The 19,626-nt window shown below is 56.7% G+C and carries 19 protein-coding genes; all 19 read right to left on the reverse strand.

Annotated features, from left to right (window positions below):
• Nucleotides 1–26: 26 nt before the first annotated feature.
• A complete protein-coding gene (locus BCM02_RS06290; protein WP_148928210.1) occupies nucleotides 27–1,229 on the reverse strand; it encodes an acetate/propionate family kinase in 1,203 nt (400 codons plus the stop codon).
• Nucleotides 1,226–2,098 carry a 3-hydroxyacyl-CoA dehydrogenase family protein gene (locus tag BCM02_RS06295; protein ID WP_148928211.1) on the reverse strand — a complete coding sequence of 291 codons (873 nt, stop codon included), beginning with the start codon at nucleotides 2,096–2,098 and terminating at the stop codon, nucleotides 1,226–1,228. The genes BCM02_RS06290 and BCM02_RS06295 overlap by 4 nt, the downstream gene beginning before the upstream one ends.
• Nucleotides 2,099–2,446: 348 nt before the next feature.
• Entirely contained in the window at nucleotides 2,447–3,961 is a 1,515-nt protein-coding gene (locus tag BCM02_RS06300; protein ID WP_148928212.1) for an AAA family ATPase, read from the reverse strand.
• Nucleotides 3,954–4,490 carry a hypothetical protein gene (locus BCM02_RS06305; RefSeq protein WP_148928213.1) on the reverse strand — a complete coding sequence of 179 codons (537 nt, stop codon included), beginning with the start codon at nucleotides 4,488–4,490 and terminating at the stop codon, nucleotides 3,954–3,956. Before BCM02_RS06305 ends, BCM02_RS06300 begins: the two co-directional genes overlap by 8 nt.
• A 298-nt stretch (nucleotides 4,491–4,788) precedes the next feature.
• Nucleotides 4,789–5,319, reverse strand: a complete 531-nt coding sequence (locus BCM02_RS06310) for a cell wall elongation regulator TseB-like domain-containing protein (protein ID WP_148928214.1) — start codon at nucleotides 5,317–5,319, stop codon at nucleotides 4,789–4,791.
• Entirely contained in the window at nucleotides 5,319–6,620 is a 1,302-nt protein-coding gene (locus BCM02_RS06315; RefSeq protein ID WP_148928215.1) for an amidohydrolase, read from the reverse strand. The genes BCM02_RS06310 and BCM02_RS06315 overlap by 1 nt, the downstream gene beginning before the upstream one ends.
• Nucleotides 6,601–7,260, reverse strand: coding sequence for a redox-sensing transcriptional repressor Rex (locus tag BCM02_RS06320; protein WP_148928216.1), 660 nt, complete (start codon nucleotides 7,258–7,260; stop codon nucleotides 6,601–6,603). The genes BCM02_RS06315 and BCM02_RS06320 overlap by 20 nt, the downstream gene beginning before the upstream one ends.
• Nucleotides 7,257–10,124: an ATP-dependent DNA helicase DinG gene (gene dinG / locus BCM02_RS06325; protein ID WP_148928217.1), complete on the reverse strand. Its 2,868-nt coding sequence runs from the start codon at nucleotides 10,122–10,124 to the stop codon at nucleotides 7,257–7,259. Before dinG ends, BCM02_RS06320 begins: the two co-directional genes overlap by 4 nt.
• Before the next feature lie 27 nt (nucleotides 10,125–10,151).
• Entirely contained in the window at nucleotides 10,152–10,901 is a 750-nt protein-coding gene (locus BCM02_RS06330; protein ID WP_187434051.1) for a tetratricopeptide repeat protein, read from the reverse strand.
• Nucleotides 10,902–11,015: 114 nt separating this feature from the next.
• Nucleotides 11,016–11,399: an aspartate 1-decarboxylase gene (panD, locus tag BCM02_RS06335; RefSeq protein WP_148928219.1), complete on the reverse strand. Its 384-nt coding sequence runs from the start codon at nucleotides 11,397–11,399 to the stop codon at nucleotides 11,016–11,018.
• A complete protein-coding gene (panC, locus tag BCM02_RS06340) occupies nucleotides 11,392–12,282 on the reverse strand; it encodes a pantoate--beta-alanine ligase (protein WP_148928220.1) in 891 nt (296 codons plus the stop codon). The genes panD and panC overlap by 8 nt, the downstream gene beginning before the upstream one ends.
• The gene (gene panB / locus BCM02_RS06345; RefSeq protein WP_148928221.1) at nucleotides 12,279–13,193 is read right to left on the reverse strand and encodes a 3-methyl-2-oxobutanoate hydroxymethyltransferase; all 915 of its coding nucleotides are present in this window, start codon (nucleotides 13,191–13,193) and stop codon (nucleotides 12,279–12,281) included. The genes panC and panB overlap by 4 nt, the downstream gene beginning before the upstream one ends.
• Before the next feature lie 275 nt (nucleotides 13,194–13,468).
• Nucleotides 13,469–14,452: a biotin--[acetyl-CoA-carboxylase] ligase gene (locus BCM02_RS06350; protein ID WP_148928222.1), complete on the reverse strand. Its 984-nt coding sequence runs from the start codon at nucleotides 14,450–14,452 to the stop codon at nucleotides 13,469–13,471.
• On the reverse strand, nucleotides 14,449–15,819 hold the full coding sequence (locus BCM02_RS06355) for a CCA tRNA nucleotidyltransferase (RefSeq protein WP_148928223.1): 1,371 nt from the start codon (nucleotides 15,817–15,819) through the stop codon (nucleotides 14,449–14,451). Before BCM02_RS06355 ends, BCM02_RS06350 begins: the two co-directional genes overlap by 4 nt.
• Before the next feature lie 22 nt (nucleotides 15,820–15,841).
• The gene (bshA, locus tag BCM02_RS06360) at nucleotides 15,842–17,005 is read right to left on the reverse strand and encodes an N-acetyl-alpha-D-glucosaminyl L-malate synthase BshA (protein WP_148928224.1); all 1,164 of its coding nucleotides are present in this window, start codon (nucleotides 17,003–17,005) and stop codon (nucleotides 15,842–15,844) included.
• Nucleotides 17,006–17,066: 61 nt separating this feature from the next.
• Nucleotides 17,067–17,765, reverse strand: coding sequence for a bacillithiol biosynthesis deacetylase BshB1 (gene bshB1 / locus BCM02_RS06365; protein ID WP_148928225.1), 699 nt, complete (start codon nucleotides 17,763–17,765; stop codon nucleotides 17,067–17,069).
• Between the two features lie 8 nt (nucleotides 17,766–17,773).
• A complete protein-coding gene (gene mgsA / locus BCM02_RS06370; RefSeq protein ID WP_148928226.1) occupies nucleotides 17,774–18,184 on the reverse strand; it encodes a methylglyoxal synthase in 411 nt (136 codons plus the stop codon).
• Nucleotides 18,185–18,223: 39 nt separating this feature from the next.
• Complete coding sequence (gene dapB, locus BCM02_RS06375; protein WP_148928227.1) at nucleotides 18,224–19,027, reverse strand: 4-hydroxy-tetrahydrodipicolinate reductase; 804 nt, start codon at nucleotides 19,025–19,027, stop codon at nucleotides 18,224–18,226.
• A 24-nt stretch (nucleotides 19,028–19,051) separates the two neighbouring features.
• Nucleotides 19,052–19,588 carry a tetratricopeptide repeat protein gene (locus BCM02_RS06380; RefSeq protein ID WP_148928228.1) on the reverse strand — a complete coding sequence of 179 codons (537 nt, stop codon included), beginning with the start codon at nucleotides 19,586–19,588 and terminating at the stop codon, nucleotides 19,052–19,054.
• Between the last annotated feature and the right edge of the window lie 38 nt (nucleotides 19,589–19,626).

The following is a 19,626-nucleotide window of genomic DNA, read 5'->3' on the forward strand; positions in this document are numbered from 1 at the left end:
GTGTTCCTGATGCTTCTTTATCGTTATTACTTGGTTTTCACGAGATTATACGTATCGCGCGCGATGAGCAGCTCCTCGTTGGTCGGGACCACGAGCACCTTTACTCGGGAGGCGTCGGTCGATATGAACCGCGCTTCCTTCGAACGGACGTCGTTGCGCGCATCGTCCAGCTCCGCGCCGAGGAACGTGATGCCGTCCACGACGGCTTTGCGCACGACGGATGAATTCTCGCCCACGCCGGCCGTGAACACGATCGCGTCAATGCCGTTCATTGCCGCTGCATACGCGCCGATGTACTTACGCAGACGATATGTATACATGTCGAAAGCGAGCTTCGCGTTCTTGTCGCCCTCTTTCATCGCGTCGGTAATCTCGCGCATGTCGCTGCTCAGGCCGCTGATCGCTTGCAGGCCGCTGTGCTTGTTCAGCATCGAGCTGACTTCGCTCAGCGTTAAGTCTTCCTTGTTCATCGTGAACGGTACGATCGCCGGGTCCATGTCGCCGCTGCGCGTACCCATCATGAGCCCTTCGAGAGGCGTCAAGCCCATGCTCGTGTCGAACGATTTGCCTTCGAGAATCGCGGTGCAGCTTGCGCCGTTTCCGATGTGGCACGTGACCAACTTAAGCGACTTGAGCGGTTGGCCGATGACCTCTGCCGCCTTGTGGCTGACATAATCGTGCGATGTGCCGTGGAAACCGTAACGGCGGATTTTGTGGCGGCGGTACAGCACCATCGGAATCGGATACAAGAACGATTCCTGCGGCATCGATTGGTGGAACGCCGTATCGAAGACGACCGCTTGCGGCACGCCCGGCAGATTCGCTTCGACGGCCAGAATGCCCATCATCGCCGGCGGATTATGCAGCGGCGCCAAGTCGAACAGCTTGCGAATCTCGAGCTTCACTTCCGGCGTAACGACCGTCGACTGCTTGAAGCTCTCGCCGCCGTGCACGACGCGGTGGCCGACCGCTTTGATCTCGGTCATCGCCTTCAGCACGCCATGCTCCGCATGCGTCAGCAGATCGATGACTTTGCGCACAGCCGTGTTGTGGTCCAGAATTTCGCTCACTTGGCGGACTTCCGGCTTGTCCGTCGGTTCGTGGGTCACGATGGAGGAATCCATGCCGATCCGTTCGACGCGGCCCTGCGCGAGCACGGCTTCGTTCTTCATATTATACAGCTGGTACTTGAGCGACGAGCTGCCAGCGTTCATGACTAATACGATCATATGCGGTCCCCGTCCTTATCATAATTGAAAAATCCGATGCCGGTCTTGATGCCCAAGTGTCCGGCGCGCACCATCTTCTTCAGTACGATCGAAGGGCGGTACTTCAGTTCCCCGTATTCGCGGAACATCCGGTCGAGCGCGGCAAGAACGGAGTCCAGGCCGAAGCGATCCGCCATCTCGAACGGTCCGTGCTGGAACGAGTAGCCGATCCGCATCGCGCTGTCGATGTCCTCGGCGGAGGCGACGCCTTCCTCGAGCACGTGCAGCGCTTCGTTAATGAACAGGCAAATCAGACGCGTCGTCACGAAGCCCGGCGACTCGAATACCATGACGCCTTTCTTCTGAATGACGTCTTCGACGAATTCCTTCGTTTTGTTGAACGTATCGTCGCTCGTCTTCAGTCCGCGCACGATTTCCACCAGATCGGTCTTCATGACCGGGTAGACGAAGTGCATGCCGATGACGCGTTCCGGATAAGCCGTCACGCCTGCAAGTTCGGTCAAGCTGAGCGTCGACGTATTGCTCGCCAGGATCACGTTCGGTCCGCAAAGACGGTCAAGTTGGTCGAACACGATTTTTTTGCTGTCCAAGTCCTCGGTGATCGTCTCGATGACCAACTCGCAGCCCGACAGATCCGACAGCTTCTGAATCGGGTGAATCCGGTTGAGCACGAGCTTCTTCTCGGCTTGCGTCAACGCCCACTTCTCGATTTGCTTATCCAAGCTGAGCTCGATCGCGCTCATCGCCTGCGAGAGGCGATCGGCCGATTGCTCGGTCACGTACACGTCCAGCCCCTTAAAGGCGAGCATTTCCGCGATGCCTTGTCCCATCGTTCCAGCGCCAATGACGCCAACTTTACGTATGTTCAACGTTTCATCCTCCATTGCAGCAGATCGGTATATTTGTAGTATAAGTGATGATCCGCTATCTATCCGCTCTATATTATAGCCGTTTTGAACCCCTCGGGCTAGTTGTTCCCCGAAGGCGCTTTTGAGACATTATTGTGAACAAAGTCGCAATTGTTAGGCAATATTAGCTTATTCGATAGGCCGTCCGAACAGGTTCGTTCAGATGAATTCGGCGTCAATGAACTTTTCGGCGGATTATTCGGCTTATCGGCACGTCATATAGCTGGCTGAACAAGGTGAAACGGCTGGCGCGTCTTGAGGCGGCGACGCAAAAACGCCGTACAGCATATGCTGTACGGCATCGTTCGGTTAAGCCGATTGGGTCGTCGGTTCGATCAGGCTATTGCCGAGCAGGGAACGGAAACGGTCTCCGTCGATCGTCTCTTCCAGGATCAGAACGTCCAGCGATTGCAGGAAGACATGACGTTGTTCATTGAGCATAAGCTTCACGCGGTTCATTAATTCGTCGAGAATCGCCGCGTTCACGTGCGCCCACTTATCCGGCGTCATCATCGAGTTGTCGACGATGCCCATCTCGGTCAGGCCGGATTCCACCATGGAGCGGACGATGCTCATCGCTTGATCGAAGTCGCCGCGAGAACCGGTGCTGCGTTCGCCATAGAACAACTCTTCCGCGGCGGCGCCGCCAAGCGCCACCATGATCTGGCCTTCCAGGAAGGCACGGGTGTACAAATAACGGTCCTGTTGCGGATTGTGACGCACATATCCTAACGCCTGACCGCGAGGCGACAACGCGACTTGAGACACGCTGCCCGGACGTACGAGTTCTGCCGTGATCGCGTGGCCCAGCTCGTGCAGCGCGACGCGCTCGCGCTCTTCCTTCGTCGCTTCGCGGTCGGTGCGCTCGCCCATCATGACTTTATCGATCGCCATCGACAGATGGCGGTTCGAGATCGTGTCGCTCTCTTCGCGCAGCGCATAGATCGCGGCCTCGTTCATGACGCTCTCAAGCTGGGCGCCGGAGAAACCGAACGATTCCGACGCGACTTTCTCCAAATCCGTCTCTTCCGCCAGCGGTTTATTGCGGGCATGAATGCTCAGAATATGCGAGCGGCCTTTCTTATCCGGCAAGTCGACCGTGATATGGCGGTCGAAACGACCCGGGCGCAACAGCGCCGAATCGAGCATTTCCTTCCGGTTCGTGGCCGCGATAAGCAGGATCCGCGGCGATTCCGTCGTATGAATGCCGTCCATCTCCGTCAAAAGCTGGTTCAGCGTCTGATCGTATTCGCGATGCTGGCCGCCGTCGCGTTTGCCGCCGATAACATCGATCTCGTCGATGAAGACGACCGCGCTCGTCTTGTTTGCTTTGATCGCCTTCTGACGCGCTTCCTTGAACAGGTCGCGGATGCGGCTCGCGCCGACGCCGACGTACATCTCGACGAACTCCGCGCCCGAGGCGGCTACGTAGATGGAGTCCGTATAATACGCCGCTGCTTTGGCAAGCAGCGTCTTGCCCGTTCCCGGAGGGCCTGTCAACAAGATGCCCTTCAGCGGACGAATGCCCATCTTCGTGATCTGCTCTTCATGAACCAGAAAATCGAGCGCTTCGATCAGCTCTTGCTTCGCGCGGTCTTGTCCGCCAATCTCTTCGAAGGACAGCGGCGTGGTCGGGCGCACCTTCGTTCTCTTGTCGCCGCCGATGGCGGCCAGGTTGCCCCGCGATCGCGCCACATAGATGACGCCCGTCAAGATCGCGGCGGACAGCACGAGCGGCATAATATTAATATGCGCGACGAACTGAAGGAAAATAATCAGGACCGGAATAAAGCCAATCGCGATTTCCTTCGAATAATTACGCATTAGGCCACACCCCCAATTGATTTGGCGTACGAGGCAAAATCACGTGTTTGACCGCCTCGCCATCCTTCAAGGTAATGTACACGTTCTTATCGTCCATCTCCGACGTAGCGGTAACGCCTTTATATTCTTGTTCGATCGCGGCCATAGCGGCCGGAATTTGCGCATATTGCCGATTCTCCATCGCCTGCGCGATATCGAACAGCTTAGCCGACCAAATATCGTTCAATGTCTCGTCCGCCTGCTTGTTCTCAATTTGAAGTTCAAGCGTGCGATCGCCGATGACCGTATCGCCTTTCTCCGCAATGGTGTCATACACTTTGCGAATGTTCGCGTCCGGCTTCAGCGTCAACTGGACCGTCACGTTCTCGCGGCCGACGACCGGCGTAGCCGCGGTCACGCCCGGCACTTCGTTCACGATCTGCTCCAAAGGCTGGACCGTCGCCACGTTACGGTATGCATACCATCCCCCGACAAGCAAAGATGCGGATAATACGGCGGTCATCACCGTTGGAACGACTTTTATTCTCATGGCTGAAAAGCCCCCTCTCGCAGATTCGGACAATTATCCATCTATTCCGATATAAATAATGAATTTCTAAAGTAAAGCATATCACATATGGATGAGCGAACGCTCGTGTAAGTGCTGGCAGCGTTGGCAGTGTTCTTCGCAGCCTTTTTGTCTGTCCATTCGCGATTCCTTAACCTGAACTTAGTTTAACGCATCCCGCGTGATTATTCATGAATCAAAATGTTCCACGGCACAATGTTCCACGCATTATTCCGCTGAGAGCAAAAAAAGCCGCTGCGGCTGCAGCGGCTTACGTCGGTTATTGCTTCGGCAAGTTGTAGGTAATGATATAACCGCCGTCGTTGTACCGATAGAAATCATAATAATACAAGAGCTCGCCGGATTGATCGCGGGCGTAGAACAACTCCCAGACCGGCTGACCCTCCAGAATCCCAAGCTGCATATGCTTCAGCTCGGCATCCGGCTTTCCTTGGAAAAATTGCTCCTTCAGCTGGGCTCTGATGACGCTATCCTTCTTCTTGCGCACGATATACTGATCCAGCTTCTCGCCGGTCAGCCAGACGACGGCGTCGTCGCCGTCCCCATCTTTCCCCTCGACGACCCAAGCCGTCGTATCCCATACGTACTTGTAGGCATCCTTCGTCGATACGAGGCCGGCAATATGTTTCGCCTGCCACTTCGCCTGGTTCTCTTCCTCCCACCTTGGGCCTTGAACGTGCATGTAATAAGCGTTAAGGCCGACCAGCAGCGTCACCAGGACGACCGCTGAAAATAACGCAATCCGCACCGGCGTCCAAAACGGAAGACGTTTGCGACGTACCGTACGCATTAACGGGCGAGCAGCCCTTCGAACGCGCGTTGGGCCTCGGCCATAATCTTCTGCTCGTCGAGCAGCGTGCACACGCCGGACTTGACGACCTGACGGCCATCAACCCAGACATGCGCAACGTCGCGTCCGGAACCGCTGTACACGAGATGCGAGACGATTTCCGTCTGCGGGTAAAAATGCGGCTGTTCCGTGTTGATGGCGATGAAATCGGCTTTCATGCCGGCTTTAAGCGCACCGATTTCGTCCGCTTGCCAAATCGCCCGAGCGCCGTAGACGGTTCCCATCCGCAGCGCTTCCATGGCAGGAACCGCCGTCGGATCGCCGGAGACGCCTTTGTGAATAAGCGCCGCGATGCGGATCTCGTCGAACAGGTCCAGGTTGTTGTTGCTAGCAGCGCTGTCGGTGCCAAGCGATACGGTCACGCCCGCTTTCAGCAGATCCGGTACGCGCGCGACTCCGCTCGCCAGCTTCAGGTTCGATGCGGGGTTGTGAGAGATCGCTACGCCGCGTTCGGCCAGCAGCGCGATCTCGTCATCGTTCAAGTGCACGGCATGCGCCACGAGCGACGGCCGCGAAAAGAAGCCCAGCTTATCCAGATGCTCTACGGGGCGGGTGCCGTAATCGTTGACGTTCTGCTGCACCTCTGCCGCGGATTCGGACATGTGGGTATGAAGCGGCACGTCCAGCTCATGCGCCGCGGCTACGATCCGCTCGATGTAATCAGGCGGACACGTGTAAGGCGCATGCGGCGAAAGCATCGTGCGAATCCGTCCGTTTGCTTGACCGTTCCACTCTTTGGCGAACTGCTTCGCTTCTTCGAGCTTCGCGGTTTGCTCCGCCGGCGAGCAAAGTCCGATCACGCCGCGCGTTAGTACGCCCCGCATCCCCGATTGTTCCACCACTTTAGCCAAGATCGGCATCCGGTCGTACATGTCTACGAACGTCGTCGTACCGGACTTCAGCATTTCGATCACGGCCAGAGCATTACCCCAGTGCGCGTCTTCGTCGCCGAATTTCCCTTCCATCGGCCACATTTTGTCCTGCAGCCACACTTGCAGCGCTTCGTCGTCCGAATATCCCCGCAGGAGCGACATCGCCGAATGCGCATGCGTATTGATCAGGCCCGGCATGAAGACCAGACCTTGGCCGTTGATTCGTTCCGCCCCTTCGGGAACTGGCGACGGAGCTGCCTCGCCTATGTATGTAATGCGGTCGTTCTCCACGACCATATGGCCTTTCACCAAAGGCTGATTATCGTCCATCGTGACGAACGTGCCGTTCTCAATCCACAACCGGTTCATTCTCGGTCTCTCCTTCTTTCTCCAAATAGTACGCCAAACTGAGCAGATCCCGCGTAAAATCCGCATAGTGAATGCGGACATGCTCTGGCACGCGCAGAATAACAGGCGCGAAGTTCAATATGCCTTCGACGCCTGCCTCCACGAACCGGTCCGCTACGTTCTGCGCTTCGAATGCCGGTACCGTAATGATGCCGATTCGGATGTTCAGTTCTTGCACTTTCTCGATCAGACTGTCCATCGGCAGTACGGTCAAACTGTTGATCTTCGTGCCGACGATCGGCGCATGCGCGTCGAATACCGCCGTTATCTTCATATTATCCTTCAAATACGTATTATAATTGCACAACGCGCGGCCTAAATTACCGGCGCCTACCAATCCGACGCTCAGCGGCTGATCCAACTTCAGAATTTGCCTGATTTTCTCGATCAAATACGAAACGTCGTAACCAATGCCTTTGCGCCCGAATTCGCCGAAATAAGCCAAATCCTTGCGGATTTGCGCCGGATTCAAATCCAGCTTGTTGCCCAGCTCTTGGGAGGAAACAGTCTGGATGTCGCGCTTGTGCAATTCGCCGAGCACTTGAAGATAGACCGGCAGCCGGCGCACGACGGCTTCGGAAATTTTGAACGTCTTCGTCATGTGCGAACCTCCTCTCCTGCTTCGGTGGATAGCCAATCGCGGATGCGCGGCACGATTTGATCCAAATGCATCGTCTCGATCTTCGGCCCCGGCAGCGAATAAAGGAAATACTTTCCGTAATACGTATCGATGACGCGCGTGTCGTAGATGAGCACGATGCCTTTGTCCTTCGAGGTGCGCACGAGCCGGCCGAAGCCTTGCTTAAATTTGATGACGGCTTGCGGCACCGACAGCTTCATGAACGGGTTCTGCTTCTGCTGCTGCAACAGCTCCGACTTCGCTTCGATTAGCGGATGATTCGGAGGCTGGAACGGCAGCCGGACGATGGCGAGGCATGTCAACGCATCGCCGGGGATATCGACGCCTTCCCAGAAGCTGCTCGTCCCCAGCAGCACGGATTTGGCCTGCTGTTGAAACCGCTTGGTCAGCTTGCTCCGGTTGCCGCTGTCGATGCCTTGCCCGATGAGCTGAATGCCGCTTGATGCCAGCAATTCCTTCAGCGGATCGTACACCTGCTTCAACATCCGGTACGAGGTGAACAGCACGAGCATGCGTCCTTTGGTCTCCACGGCCGTATCGGCTAGCGACTTGATTAGCAGTTCGTTAAAGTAAGGATCGCCGGCGGCCCCTTTCAATACGGGCAAATTACGCGGGATAACGACGAGCGCCTGTTCCCGATAGTTGAACGGAGAAGGCAGCTGAACCGTCTTGAGACGCCCGTTCTTCTCGTCTTCCGCAAGTCCAAGCTGCTCCGCCGCATACTGGAACGATTTCTGCACCGATAACGTCGCGGACGTGAGCACGACGCTCTTCTTCGCATCGAAGAAGTGGCTACGCAGCTGCTCGCTGACATCGGCCGGCACGGCGTACAGATGGATGGATTTTGCCCTGAAATTCGTATTTCCTTCCAGCCAATACACCGTATCGGCCTTATCCGCTTTCATGAAGGTGCGCAGCTCGTCGCGTGCTCGGGTTAAATCCTTGACGGTTCCGCTCAAATCCGTCACCATTGCGGCGATCGTCGTATCGTCGACATCTTCTTTTATTTCGCTGAACACTTTATCGAGCGTCCGCACGATTTTGCTCAAATGTCCGTGAACGCTCTCTTCCACGATTTGCGCGTCGCCCCAACCTTTCGGCAAATTACCGTGACGCAGTCGGAGCACTAGCTGCCCCGTCTCCGCGGAATCGGACTGGCCGCTGCCCATCATCGCGTACAGCAGCTCGTACAACCGGTCCCAGTCGTCGCGAAGATCGCCGAAGTCGGGGAGAATATCATCGATTTTCTCTCTCCACGCGAGCGATTTGTCGGAAGGTTCTCCTGCCAGCTTATGAATGAGGCTGACTAACTGCCCGTTGCGCGCGTCCTTGGCCAATCGAACAAGGGGATGCTGCACGGATAAATACGAAATCTGCGTACCGAGATGTTTGCCTGCCACTTCCTCGAGATGATGCGCCTCGTCCACGATCAATTGCTCGTAGCCCGGAAGAAGCCGATGATCGGCCCGGATGTCGGTGAATAGCATAGAATGGTTCGTTATGACGACGTCCGCCAAATTCGCTTCCTGCTTCGCGCGATGATAATAACAACGCTTGAACCAAGGACAGCTCCGATTCAGGCAAGAGTCCGCGTCGCTGGCGACAGTCCCCCAGAATTCCGACCCTTTATTGCCGAAATTCAGTTCCTCTTGATCGCCGTGTCCGGTCTCCGACAGCCATACGACCATTTGCGAAGCCGTAATCCGGTCTTCCGTCGGCGAAGCAAAATCGTGCATGTTCACCTTGCCTTCGAATTTGCGGAGGCACAAGTAATTACCTCGGCCTTTGAAGATCGCCGCACGGAACGGAGCGGGCATCACCTGCTGCAATAAAGGCAGGTCCCGCTGGCGCAGTTGTTCCTGCAGATTAATCGTATGCGTGCTAACGACTATCTTCTTATCCTGCTGGATACCATAAAATAGAGCGGGGATCAGGTAACCGAGCGATTTGCCCGTTCCCGTTCCCGCTTCAATGAGTAAATGCCGATTCTGCTCGAGCGCAGCCAGCACCTCATCGAACATTATATTTTGAGGCTCCCGTTCCTCGTAACCGGGGATGAGCGCCTTGATATTCTCTTTTAATCCGCCGAGAAATTGGTCGAACGTCCAGTCCGCTACGGGGATGTCAACGCCTTCGCGCGGCGGTTGTTCTTCCGTCCAATCGCCCGCTTGCATCGCGAATTGCCTAAAATATTGATAGGCATCCGAATCCACGGAAGACATTGTCTCCTTACGGATCGCGATCTCGTTCACGAACCAGCCGGTATCGTCGATGGCATCTCCAAGCAGCGATGCAATGCGCTGCAGCGTTAACAACGGCAATCGTTCCAGCTTGCGGTAACATTCCGCGAACAGTTCGGCGGTTGCCATCGCGTCGCTATCGGCCCTGTGATGCTGATCGTGCACGATGCCGAAATGCTCCGTAACCGACCCCAATTGATACGACGTGAGCGTCGGATATAGAATCCGTAGCATGTCGATCGTATCCAGTTTACGGCCGTCGAAGGTCATATATCCGCTTCGGTCCAGCGCCTGGTTCAAGAAGCCGGCGTCAAAACCGACGTTATGCGCGACCAGAACCGCGTCGTCCAGCAGCGGGATGACTTCAAGCAGCACTTCGTCGATCGGCTTCGCCTCGGCCACCATCTCGTCATCGATGCCCGTAAGCTGGGTTATAAAAACCGGAATCGGAATGGTCGGCTTGACGAAGCTGCTGTACGACCGAATCGTCTGCATCTCCTCGTCAAGCAGCACCAGTCCGACTTGTATAATTTCATCGCCGGCCCCATGGCCGGTCGTCTCTAGATCCAAAACCGCATAGTTCATCTTCCGCTACTCGATCCTCTCCGCAAACTAAAGCTGCCCGCTACCGAAATAAAGAGATAAGTGCCCGTCTTGCTTCTGACATGATTTCAAATTCGATAAAGGGTCGGTAAATGCCGGGTCAGTCTCGTGCGCCTTCAAGAAATAACGTTCCGCCTGCTCCAAATTCATTCGTACGGCTTGAATACAACCAAGCGCGTTATATCCGAGCGCTTGCCACTTGGGGTGATCGGTCAGCTCGACGAGCAGTTGAAAATGTCTTTGCGCCTCCTGCCATTGCTGAAGATGCATATGCGTCATCGCAAGGAACAAGCGCGCCATGTTGTTCTCCGGGGCTGCATCCACCGCTTGCTCGAAGTGGTCGGCGGCCTCTTTGAACATGAATAATTTGAAGTACCCTTGCCCTTTAACCATTAATCCCGTTTCGAGGCCGGGATCTTGCATGATCGGCTGCGCCTGTTTCGGCACGGCCGACTGGGACTTCGGCTCGTTCGCCGGTTTCTCGGCAACGGGCTTGCCGATTGGCGCGGAGGCCGGATCGACGGCCGCGGGCGGAGCGCCGGGCGGTTTGTCCCCGTCCGGCGCGTCCCGGTAGGTGTCTCGGAATTCGGCCAGCTTCTCCTCGAAGAGAAGCCATTCTTCGATAAACGTGTCGCTCATTGATTTTAGCATGGATAATTGCTCGAAGTACCGTTTCTTTTGATCGAGTTCGGCGCTGCCAAAATGGATCAAGATTTCGTCAAGCAGTTCGTGCATCGTTGCGAATACATGCTGGAACATCGCCTGCATCCCCACTTTCACGCGTCGAATTTGAGTGAAATGTTATGCTCATTCTTTGCGCGGGGGATGCTTTTCATACTCCATGGCATTCGTTACACAAACCAGCCAGTCGAATTAAACGGTGACGCCGTGCACCTCTTCATAATGAGCGTCAACCGGTTTGTTGCCGGCATCCATCAGCACGATCTTCGGCTTGTACTGCCGGGCTTCTTCCTCGGTCATCATACCGTACGAAATAATAATAATGTTGTCGCCCGGCTGCACGAGACGCGCCGCGGCGCCGTTCAGACAGATGACGCCGGAACCGCGAGGACCCGTAATGACGTAAGTCTCCAGGCGCGCCCCGTTATTATTGTTGACGATCTGGACCTTCTCGTTCGCCCAAATATCGGCCAGTTCCATCAGGTCTTCGTCGATCGTGATGCTTCCCACATAATTCAAATTCGCTTCCGTCACGGTCGCGCGGTGAATTTTCGATTTCATCATCGTCCTAAACATGGTCGCCACCTCCGTGCAGTTCCATCAAGCGGTTATCGATCAGTCTCGTTCGGCCGAATTTCACGGCTAGCGCGACGAGAATTTCCCCGTCGTAAGCCGATAGCTCGGCTTCGTCGTTCAACGGTTCCAAGTCGGGATAGGTCAGCACCTCGGCGTAATCAATGTCCGCCAGCGCCGCTTGTCCGATCGACTCTTTTATTTTATCCGAAAGCGCGCGATTCGTCATGCCCGGGGATTTCACCCATTCCTTGGCAAGGGCCAACGTCCGGGACAGAATGACGGCTTGGCCGCGCTCTTCTTCGCTCAAGTAAACGTTGCGGGAACTTAGTGCAAGTCCGTCGGCCTCGCGAACCGTCTCGCACGGCACGATCTCGACCGGGATATTCAAATCTTCCGTCATCCGCGCGATGACCGCCACCTGCTGGGCGTCTTTCATGCCGAAGTAGGCGCGATCCGGCTGAACGAGGTTGAATAGCTTGCTAACGACCAGCCCAACGCCGTCAAAATGCCCGGGCCGTGAAGCACCGCACAGCCGCTCCGTCACGCCGCTTATCAGAATCTTGGTCACCGGCTTCTTCGGGTACATCTCCGCCACAGAAGGCATGAAAACCACATCGATGCCGTTCTGCTCCGCGATCCGGATATCTCGCTCGGCGTCCCTCGGATAACGGTCGAAATCCTCGTTCGGCCCGAACTGCATCGGATTGACGAAGATGGAGAGCACGGCATAGCCGCACTCTTCCTTCGCTCTTCTCATCAAGCTCGCATGTCCTTCGTGCAAGAAGCCCATCGTCGGCACGAAGCCGATTCGCTGCTCGAGGCGAGCTTCACGCCGCTCGCGTAGTGCAGCGCGCAATTGCTGGATCGTCTCGGCGATAATCACGTTCTGGCGCCTCCTTGATGCAGCAGTTCTTTGGCGGGGGACTCGGAGGCCGCCGCCGCTTGCTCTTGGCCGCCGTACAGGCTGGCGATTTCCGATTGCTCCTGCACGCCGAACGCATGCTGCTCCGCCGGGAACGCGCGCGATTTGACCTCTGTTACATAAGACGAGATCGCCTCCCGAATGGTTGTTCCGATGTCCGCATAGGTTTTGACGAACTTCTTCTCCCTGTACGGCGAGGCGTATTTCAGCAAATCATGGTAGACGAGCACTTGGCCGTCGCACCCCCGTCCCGCACCGATGCCGATCGTCGGGATCGACAGCTCCCGCGTGATCGCCGCTGCCAGCGGTTCGGTGACCAGCTCCAACACGATCGCGAACGCGCCGGCGGCTTCCAGCGCTTTGGCATCATCGATCAGCTGCTGCGCCTCTTTCGGGAGCTTCCCTTGGACTTTATAACCGCCGAGTTGATGAACCGATTGCGGCGTCAGCCCGATATGGCCCATAACCGGGATGCCGGCGCGTACGAGCGCGGCCACCTCGTCTGCGATATCCGTGCCGCCTTCCATCTTCACCGCGTGCGCGCGGCCTTCCTGCATCAAACGGGCGGCGTTGCGCAGCGTCGTCTCCACGCTAAGCCGGTACGTCATAAAGCTCAAATCGGCCACGACGAACGTGTTCGCGGCTCCGCGCACCGTCGCGCGCGTATGGTACACCATGTCGTCGAGCGTGACCGGAATCGTCGTATCGTAACCAAGCACGACATTGCCGAGCGAGTCGCCGACCAAAATAATGTCGATGCCCGCTTCTTCGGCAAGCTTGGCGGATGGGTAATCGTAAGCCGTCAGCATGGAGATCGCTTCTCCTTGCTGCTTCATTTTTTTCATCTTCGTAATCGTAAGCGCCTGTTTCATGTCGTCATCCTCCTTTAAGGATTAGGGTAAACACAAAAAAACCTTTTAGCCGCCGCTAAAAAGGTCCCAAATCGAAAAGGAGCGTCTTTCGCTGCTTACGCAAGCTTCCTTCTGTCTCGGTCCCTAACGGCTCAGAGCAGAATACGCACTGCCATGCAAATATTGGCCAATCTCCTGAAGACCGCCCGGTTCAGGTGCAGTTCGCCCCATCCGCGATACCGCCCAGAAAACGGTTTTCAGTTACCTTTATTATACCAGATCGCACCCGAAATCGTCTATGAACGGGCATCCAACGGCCGTACCGCTTCCGCGGAGAAGACGGGAAGCTCCGTTCCGTCCGCAAGCCGCACGAGCAGCGCGCCGCTGTCCGTGAGCGAGATCGGCACGCCTTCGACCGCTCCGCCCGGCGTCATCAACTTCGCGGGCTTATGCAGCGTCACCGCCAGCGCCTCCCATAGCGATTGGATCGTCGCGAAGCCTTCCCGCAAGTACAACCGGTAAAGATGCTCGAATTGCTTAACGAATGCTCCGATCACGTCGGCCCGGTCGACCGTCTCGCCCGATGCGATTCGCAGCGACGTCGCGATCTCCGCCAGATCGGCAGGATAATCCTCTTCTGTCAAATTCACGCTGATGCCGATCCCCATAATGACATGCCGGATCCGTTCATCTTCGGCCGACGATTCCAACAGAATGCCGCTAATTTTCTTGCCGCCGATCAGCAGATCGTTCGGCCATTTAATCCCAATCTCCGCCGGAACAAGCTCCTTCAATGCCCGGCATAGCGCAACCGCCGTCAGCAAGGTGAGCTGCGGCGCGAACTGAAGCGGCAGATTTGGACGGAGCACCATGCTCATATAGACGCCTTTGCCTGCAGGTGACACCCAGCTGCGGCCCATACGGCCGCGTCCGCTCGTCTGCTGCTCCGCGATGACGAGCGTCCCTTCATCCGCGCCCTCCTCGGCCAGCTTGTGGGCGAGATTTTGCGTGGAGTCGACGGACTCGTATAATTTGATGCCCGACACGAGCGTCGTGCCTTGCAGCTTGCCGAGCAGCTCCGGCATCGTCAAGCGGGACGGCCGGCCAGCCAGACGATAGCCCAGGCGGGGAGAGGCATCGATCGTATACCCTTGCGCTTCCAACTTCCGAATCTGCTTCCAGATGGCCGTGCGGCTAATACCCAGTTCGCGGCTGAGCAGCTCTCCCGATATGTAATGCTTGCCGCTCTCCTCTAGCATGGTCAATATGCGGTTGCTCATCGTGTTTCGCCTCTGCTTTCTCTCTGACTCTCCAGCGCCTCCGCCAACTGCAGCAGCGTCTCAGGCACGTTGTCCACTCTTCCGTGTGCGGCTTCGCTAAGCAGCTTCTTCAGCAGCTCGCCGAGCCAAGGACCGCTAGGTTGACTAAGATGTCTCATGACATCGCCGCCCGACACCGCAAGCCCGCGCATATCCGTTACCGCCATGCCCTCCCGAAATCCGCGAAGCAGCGCAGGAAGCATCCTGTAGAAATCGGCATCGGCATAAGTCCCGTTATCCAAGTTCGCAAGGGGAAAATGCTCCAACGCAAACAGCCAATTGTCCGCGATCGGCGCGCCGTGCGACAAGACGGCGTCAACCCAGTCATGCTTCAAGTATTGAAGCCTATCGGCATCATAAACGGATTCTTCTCCGGACGTGAACCGCCTAATACACACATTCATTCGTTCTGCCAAGCTCATCGTCAAACTGAAATTCGTTCTTCGGCTGTTGGCATACTTTAACGCTTCAAACAGCTGTTCGGCATCCGCGGACGAAAGTCCCCGAACCAGACCAATACGCAGCCAATTCAGGTCGCTTGGCTTGTCCGAATCGATCGTAAATTCGTCATGCGTCTCTTCGAAACTCACGAAGGGCACATACGGATTAGACGTCTCGGCGGTCGTTAACCGGAGGGGCAGCGGTTCTTTCGCATGCGCGAGCAAGCCACTCCGGGCAAACAAAACGACAGCCCGCCGAGGGTGGCTGCCGCTCATCATTTTATCGGCCTCCGCGCCGATCCGCTCCATCGCGACATGCCGCAGCAATGGGGCGTGCCGCCGCAGCGCCCGCCAGGTGCCCAGCGCGATCCGCAACCGAAATTCTCCGGCAAACCGGACCGCGCGCACCATCCGCAGCGCATCCTCTTGAAATCTCGCGTCGGCGTCGCCTACGCAGCGGAGGATGCCGCTGTCTATATCCTTGGCACCGCCGTAAGGGTCGACCAGCGTCCCATCGGCGCGCACCGCCATCGCGTTCATCGTGAAATCTCGGCGGAGCAGATCCGCCTCGAGACTCGTTACGAATTGCACGGCTTGCGGCCTGCGAAATTGCTCATATTCCGACTCCGTTCGGTACGTTGTCACCTCGTATGGCGTATCCACCATTAGGACCGTCACCGTGCCGTGTTTGAGACCAGTCGGGATATGGTTCGGAAACAAGGCGATCACTTGTTCGGGCGTCGCCGATGTCGCCAAATCCACATCCTTGATTGGGCGACCCATATACGTATCCCGTACGCAGCCGCCTACGAACACGGCCTCGTACCCGTGCGCCTGCAGCGTCTCAATGACGGGAAGCGCCCGAGTCATCTCTTGCGCCAGCTTCATCCCGCGCTCCCTCCTTGGCTTGCTATTCGCTGCAGATCGGCTGCGGCAGGTCGGCTTCAATCCCCAGCACGCGATAGTAAATCCGTTCGTATTCCGCGGTGATCAAGTCGTTGCAGAATCGCGTTCTAGCCCGGTGCAGACAAGCTTCCCGGAATTTCTGGTACATCGCTTCGTTGCGAAGGAGCGCGATTGCGTGCTCTGCCATCGTGTCGGTATCTCCAATCGGCGCCAGGAAGCCCGTTTCCCCGTGGGTGACGAGCTCGGGGATTCCTCCGGCAATCGAACCGATCGTCGGCACGCCGCAAGCCATCGCTTCCAGCGCGACCAAGCCGAAGCTCTCTTTCTCCGACGGGAGCAGCATCAAGTCCGCAATCGAGATGACATGCGCCACATCATCCTGCTTGCCGAGGAAGTGAACGCGGTCCGCAAGTCCCATCGAACGGATTTTATGCTGAATCTTCGGCAGATCCGGTCCTTCGCCGACGAGCAGCAGCCGGCTCGGCACTTCCCCCGCAACTTTCGCGAAAATATCCACCACGTCGCCGACGCGCTTGACGGGACGGAAGTTCGAGATATGCATCAAGATCTTCTCGCCGTCGCGCACGAAATCGCTTCTGTAGTTAGCGCAGCTTCGCGGGTAATAAACCCGCTTGTCGACGAAGTTATAGGTCAGGTCGATCGGATTGTCGATGTCGAGCAGTTCCTTCGTTTCGTTGATCAGGTCTTGCGAGACGGCCGTCACCGCATCGCTCGAGTTGATCGCCAGCCGGATGAGGTCCTTGAGCGATTCATCCTGCGCCAGCACCGTTATATCCGTCCCGTGCAGCGTCGTGACGGTTTTGATATCGCCGCCGATCATTTGTTTGGCGAGCAGGGCGCAGATGGCGTGCGGGACGGCGTAATGAACATGAAGCAGGTCCAGCTGCTGCATTTTGGCGACCTGCGCCATTTTGCTCGCCAGCGATAAGTCATACGGCGGATACCGAAAAACGTAATAATCGTTAACCTCTACTTCATGAAAGAAAATATTCTTCTTGAATTGACCGAGCCGAAACGGAATGCTGTGGGTAATGAAATGAATTTCGTGCCCTTTCTCGGCCAGCAGCTTGCCCAGCTCCGTCGCGACGACGCCGGACCCGCCGAGCGTCGGATAACAGGTAATTCCGATTTTGAGAGGTCTCGCCACGGTTACCACCTCCTGGTGCGTTGTTTAGATAACGATATGCATGATGTGACGAAAACTGGCGTTAAAATAATGCAATGGGCTGCGGATGCTTGGTCGTAAATCCTTCCGCGTATCCCCAGCCGCGTGACTGGCCCAGCAGCAAATCTCTTGCCGCCACCCGTTCGACGTAGCGATCGGTCAGCGGCGTGTTAACATGATCTTGACTAAGACTCGCCGGATTAAACTGCGATTTGTACGCTTGAAGCGAAGCGATCTTGCGCTCGTAACTATCGCTGACGTCCACCATGAGCGTCGTCCCCGCCGTATCGTTAATATAATAGAAAATGAGTTGTTCGACATTGACCGGGGGCATGTCCGGCGCATACTTGCGAAGCTTGGCATTAAAAACCGCTTCCTCGACCAATCGGCTGCACGCCACATGATCCGGATGACGGTCTTCCCAATACGGCGCGAATACGAGACGCGGCCGCAATCTTCTGATTTCTCGAACGATCGCCTCGATCTGCTCTGGCGAGCCGTTCAGCCCGCGATCCGGCAGCGCAAGACACGAACGTTCAGATAGACCAAGCACCGCGGAAGCTTCGGCGGCTTCTTGCCGCCTCGATTCCACGGTGCCATTCGAAGACATCTCCGCCTCGGTCAAATCGCAAATCGCCGTCTTGCGGCCTGCCAGCGCATGCTTGGCCAACGTGCCGGCCATGCCGATCTCCACGTCGTCCGGGTGCGCGCCGAACGCCAATATATCAACCGAATATGTCATGGTTCTCCCTACTCCGGTTTATATTTGTGAACAAGTTCCCGCCAAGCAAAATCGCCGCGCTGCAGCGCCTTGACGAGCAGCTCGGCCGTCGCCACGTTGGTCGCGACCGGAATACCCTGCACGTCGCATAGGCGAAGGAGGGCGATAATGTCCGGCTCGTGCGGCTGCGCCATGAGCGGATCGCGCAGGAAAATGATCAGGTCCATCTCGTTCGTGGCTACCAATGCGCCGATCTGCTGGTCGCCGCCGAGCGGTCCCGACATGAATCGATTGATCGAAAGCGACGTTTGTTCCATAATACGGGTTCCCGTCGTCCCCGTCGAATACAGCGTATGGCCTTCGAAGACAGGTTCGTACGCCGTCACGAAGTTCACCATTTCGTCCTTCTTGCGGTCATGCGCGATAAACGCGATATTCATGCTGTGTTCTCCTCTCCCGTTATCCCGGTAACCGGCTCTCTATTCCATAATGTGCTCGAAACCGTAAATTAGTCCCTCATAGGTCATGACTTTCTTCACCGCGTGATTGACGCCGGGCATATAACCCGCGCGGTCGTAAGAGTCGTGACGAATTTTCAGCGTCTGGCCGAATGCGCCAAACACCACTTCCTGCTGGGCGAATACGCCCGGCAGACGAACGCTATGTATGCGAAACCCGTTATAATAGCCGCCGCGCGAGCCTTCGATAATTTCTTCCTCGTTCGGGTTGCCTTGGCGAAGCTCGCCGCGCGCTTCCGAAATAAGCTCGGCCGTCTTGATGGAAGTGCCGGACGGCGCATCGAGCTTCTGGTCGCCATGATATTCGATAATCTCCAGATGAGGCATATACTTGGATGCCTCGGCCGCGAATTTCATCATCAGTATGGCGCCGATGGAGAAGTTTGGCGCGATCAAAGCGCCGATTCTCCGCTCCTGGCACAGCTTGTCCAGCTCTTGCATTTGATCCTGGTTAATGCCGGTTGTCCCGATGACCGGGCGCACGCCGTGCATGATGGCAATCCTTGCGTTCTCGTATCCGACCTGCGGAATCGAGAAATCGACGAGCACATCGGCTTTGGCCGAAGACAGCGCCGATTCGAGATCCGCCGCAGCGATGACGCCGCAAGCCGCTACTCCCGCAAGGATGCCAGCATCCACGCCGCCGGCAGATGGAGAGACGGCTGCGACCAGCTCGAGCGTTTCGTCTTGAAGGACCATTTTGACGACTTCGCGTCCCATCCGGCCGCGAGCTCCCGCAACCGCCACTTTGATTCGTTCAGTCATAGCGTACTTAACCACCTGTCTGCTTTATCTTCTCTTCTTCCGTACTATCGTGCGAAACGTTCCGCGCAATTTGCGGTTCACGTCGGCAAGCAGCCGCTGCGCGGCCGAATGATGCGGGTCGAGCTTCATCGCTTCTCTCGCGTACTCCGCCGCTTCTTCGTAACGATCCTGCGAAGCATAAACCGCGCCGAGCAGCAAGAGCACCTCCACATTAAGCGGATCTAGCGTCGAGGCGAATTTCAGCTTCTCGATCGCGCTGTCGGTCTCCGGCGGCGTTCTGCCGAGCAGCGCTTCGACTTCCCGCACCAGCAGCTTGGCTTGCACCGTCTGCAGCTGGAACCGGTATTCGTCCGAGCCCGGATCTAGCGCCGCGGCCCGCTCCGCGTGATATAACGCCTTCTGCGACTTGCCGCTCCGCAAGCATGTGATTGAACATTTATAATGATGCGACGCGTGATCCGGTTCCAGCTCGATCGCATGTTCGAACCAACCGATCGCCTGCTCGTAATCGCCGTTCAAGATGGCTTCGTAAGCTTTTTTTATGCAGCTTTCTCCATCCATCCGCCCACCCTCCTTGTCTTAAGGTTGATGGTAACAGC

The sequence above is a fragment of the Paenibacillus methanolicus genome (genome assembly GCF_008124765.1).
Taxonomy (GTDB): domain Bacteria; phylum Bacillota; class Bacilli; order Paenibacillales; family Paenibacillaceae; genus Paenibacillus_Z; species Paenibacillus_Z methanolicus.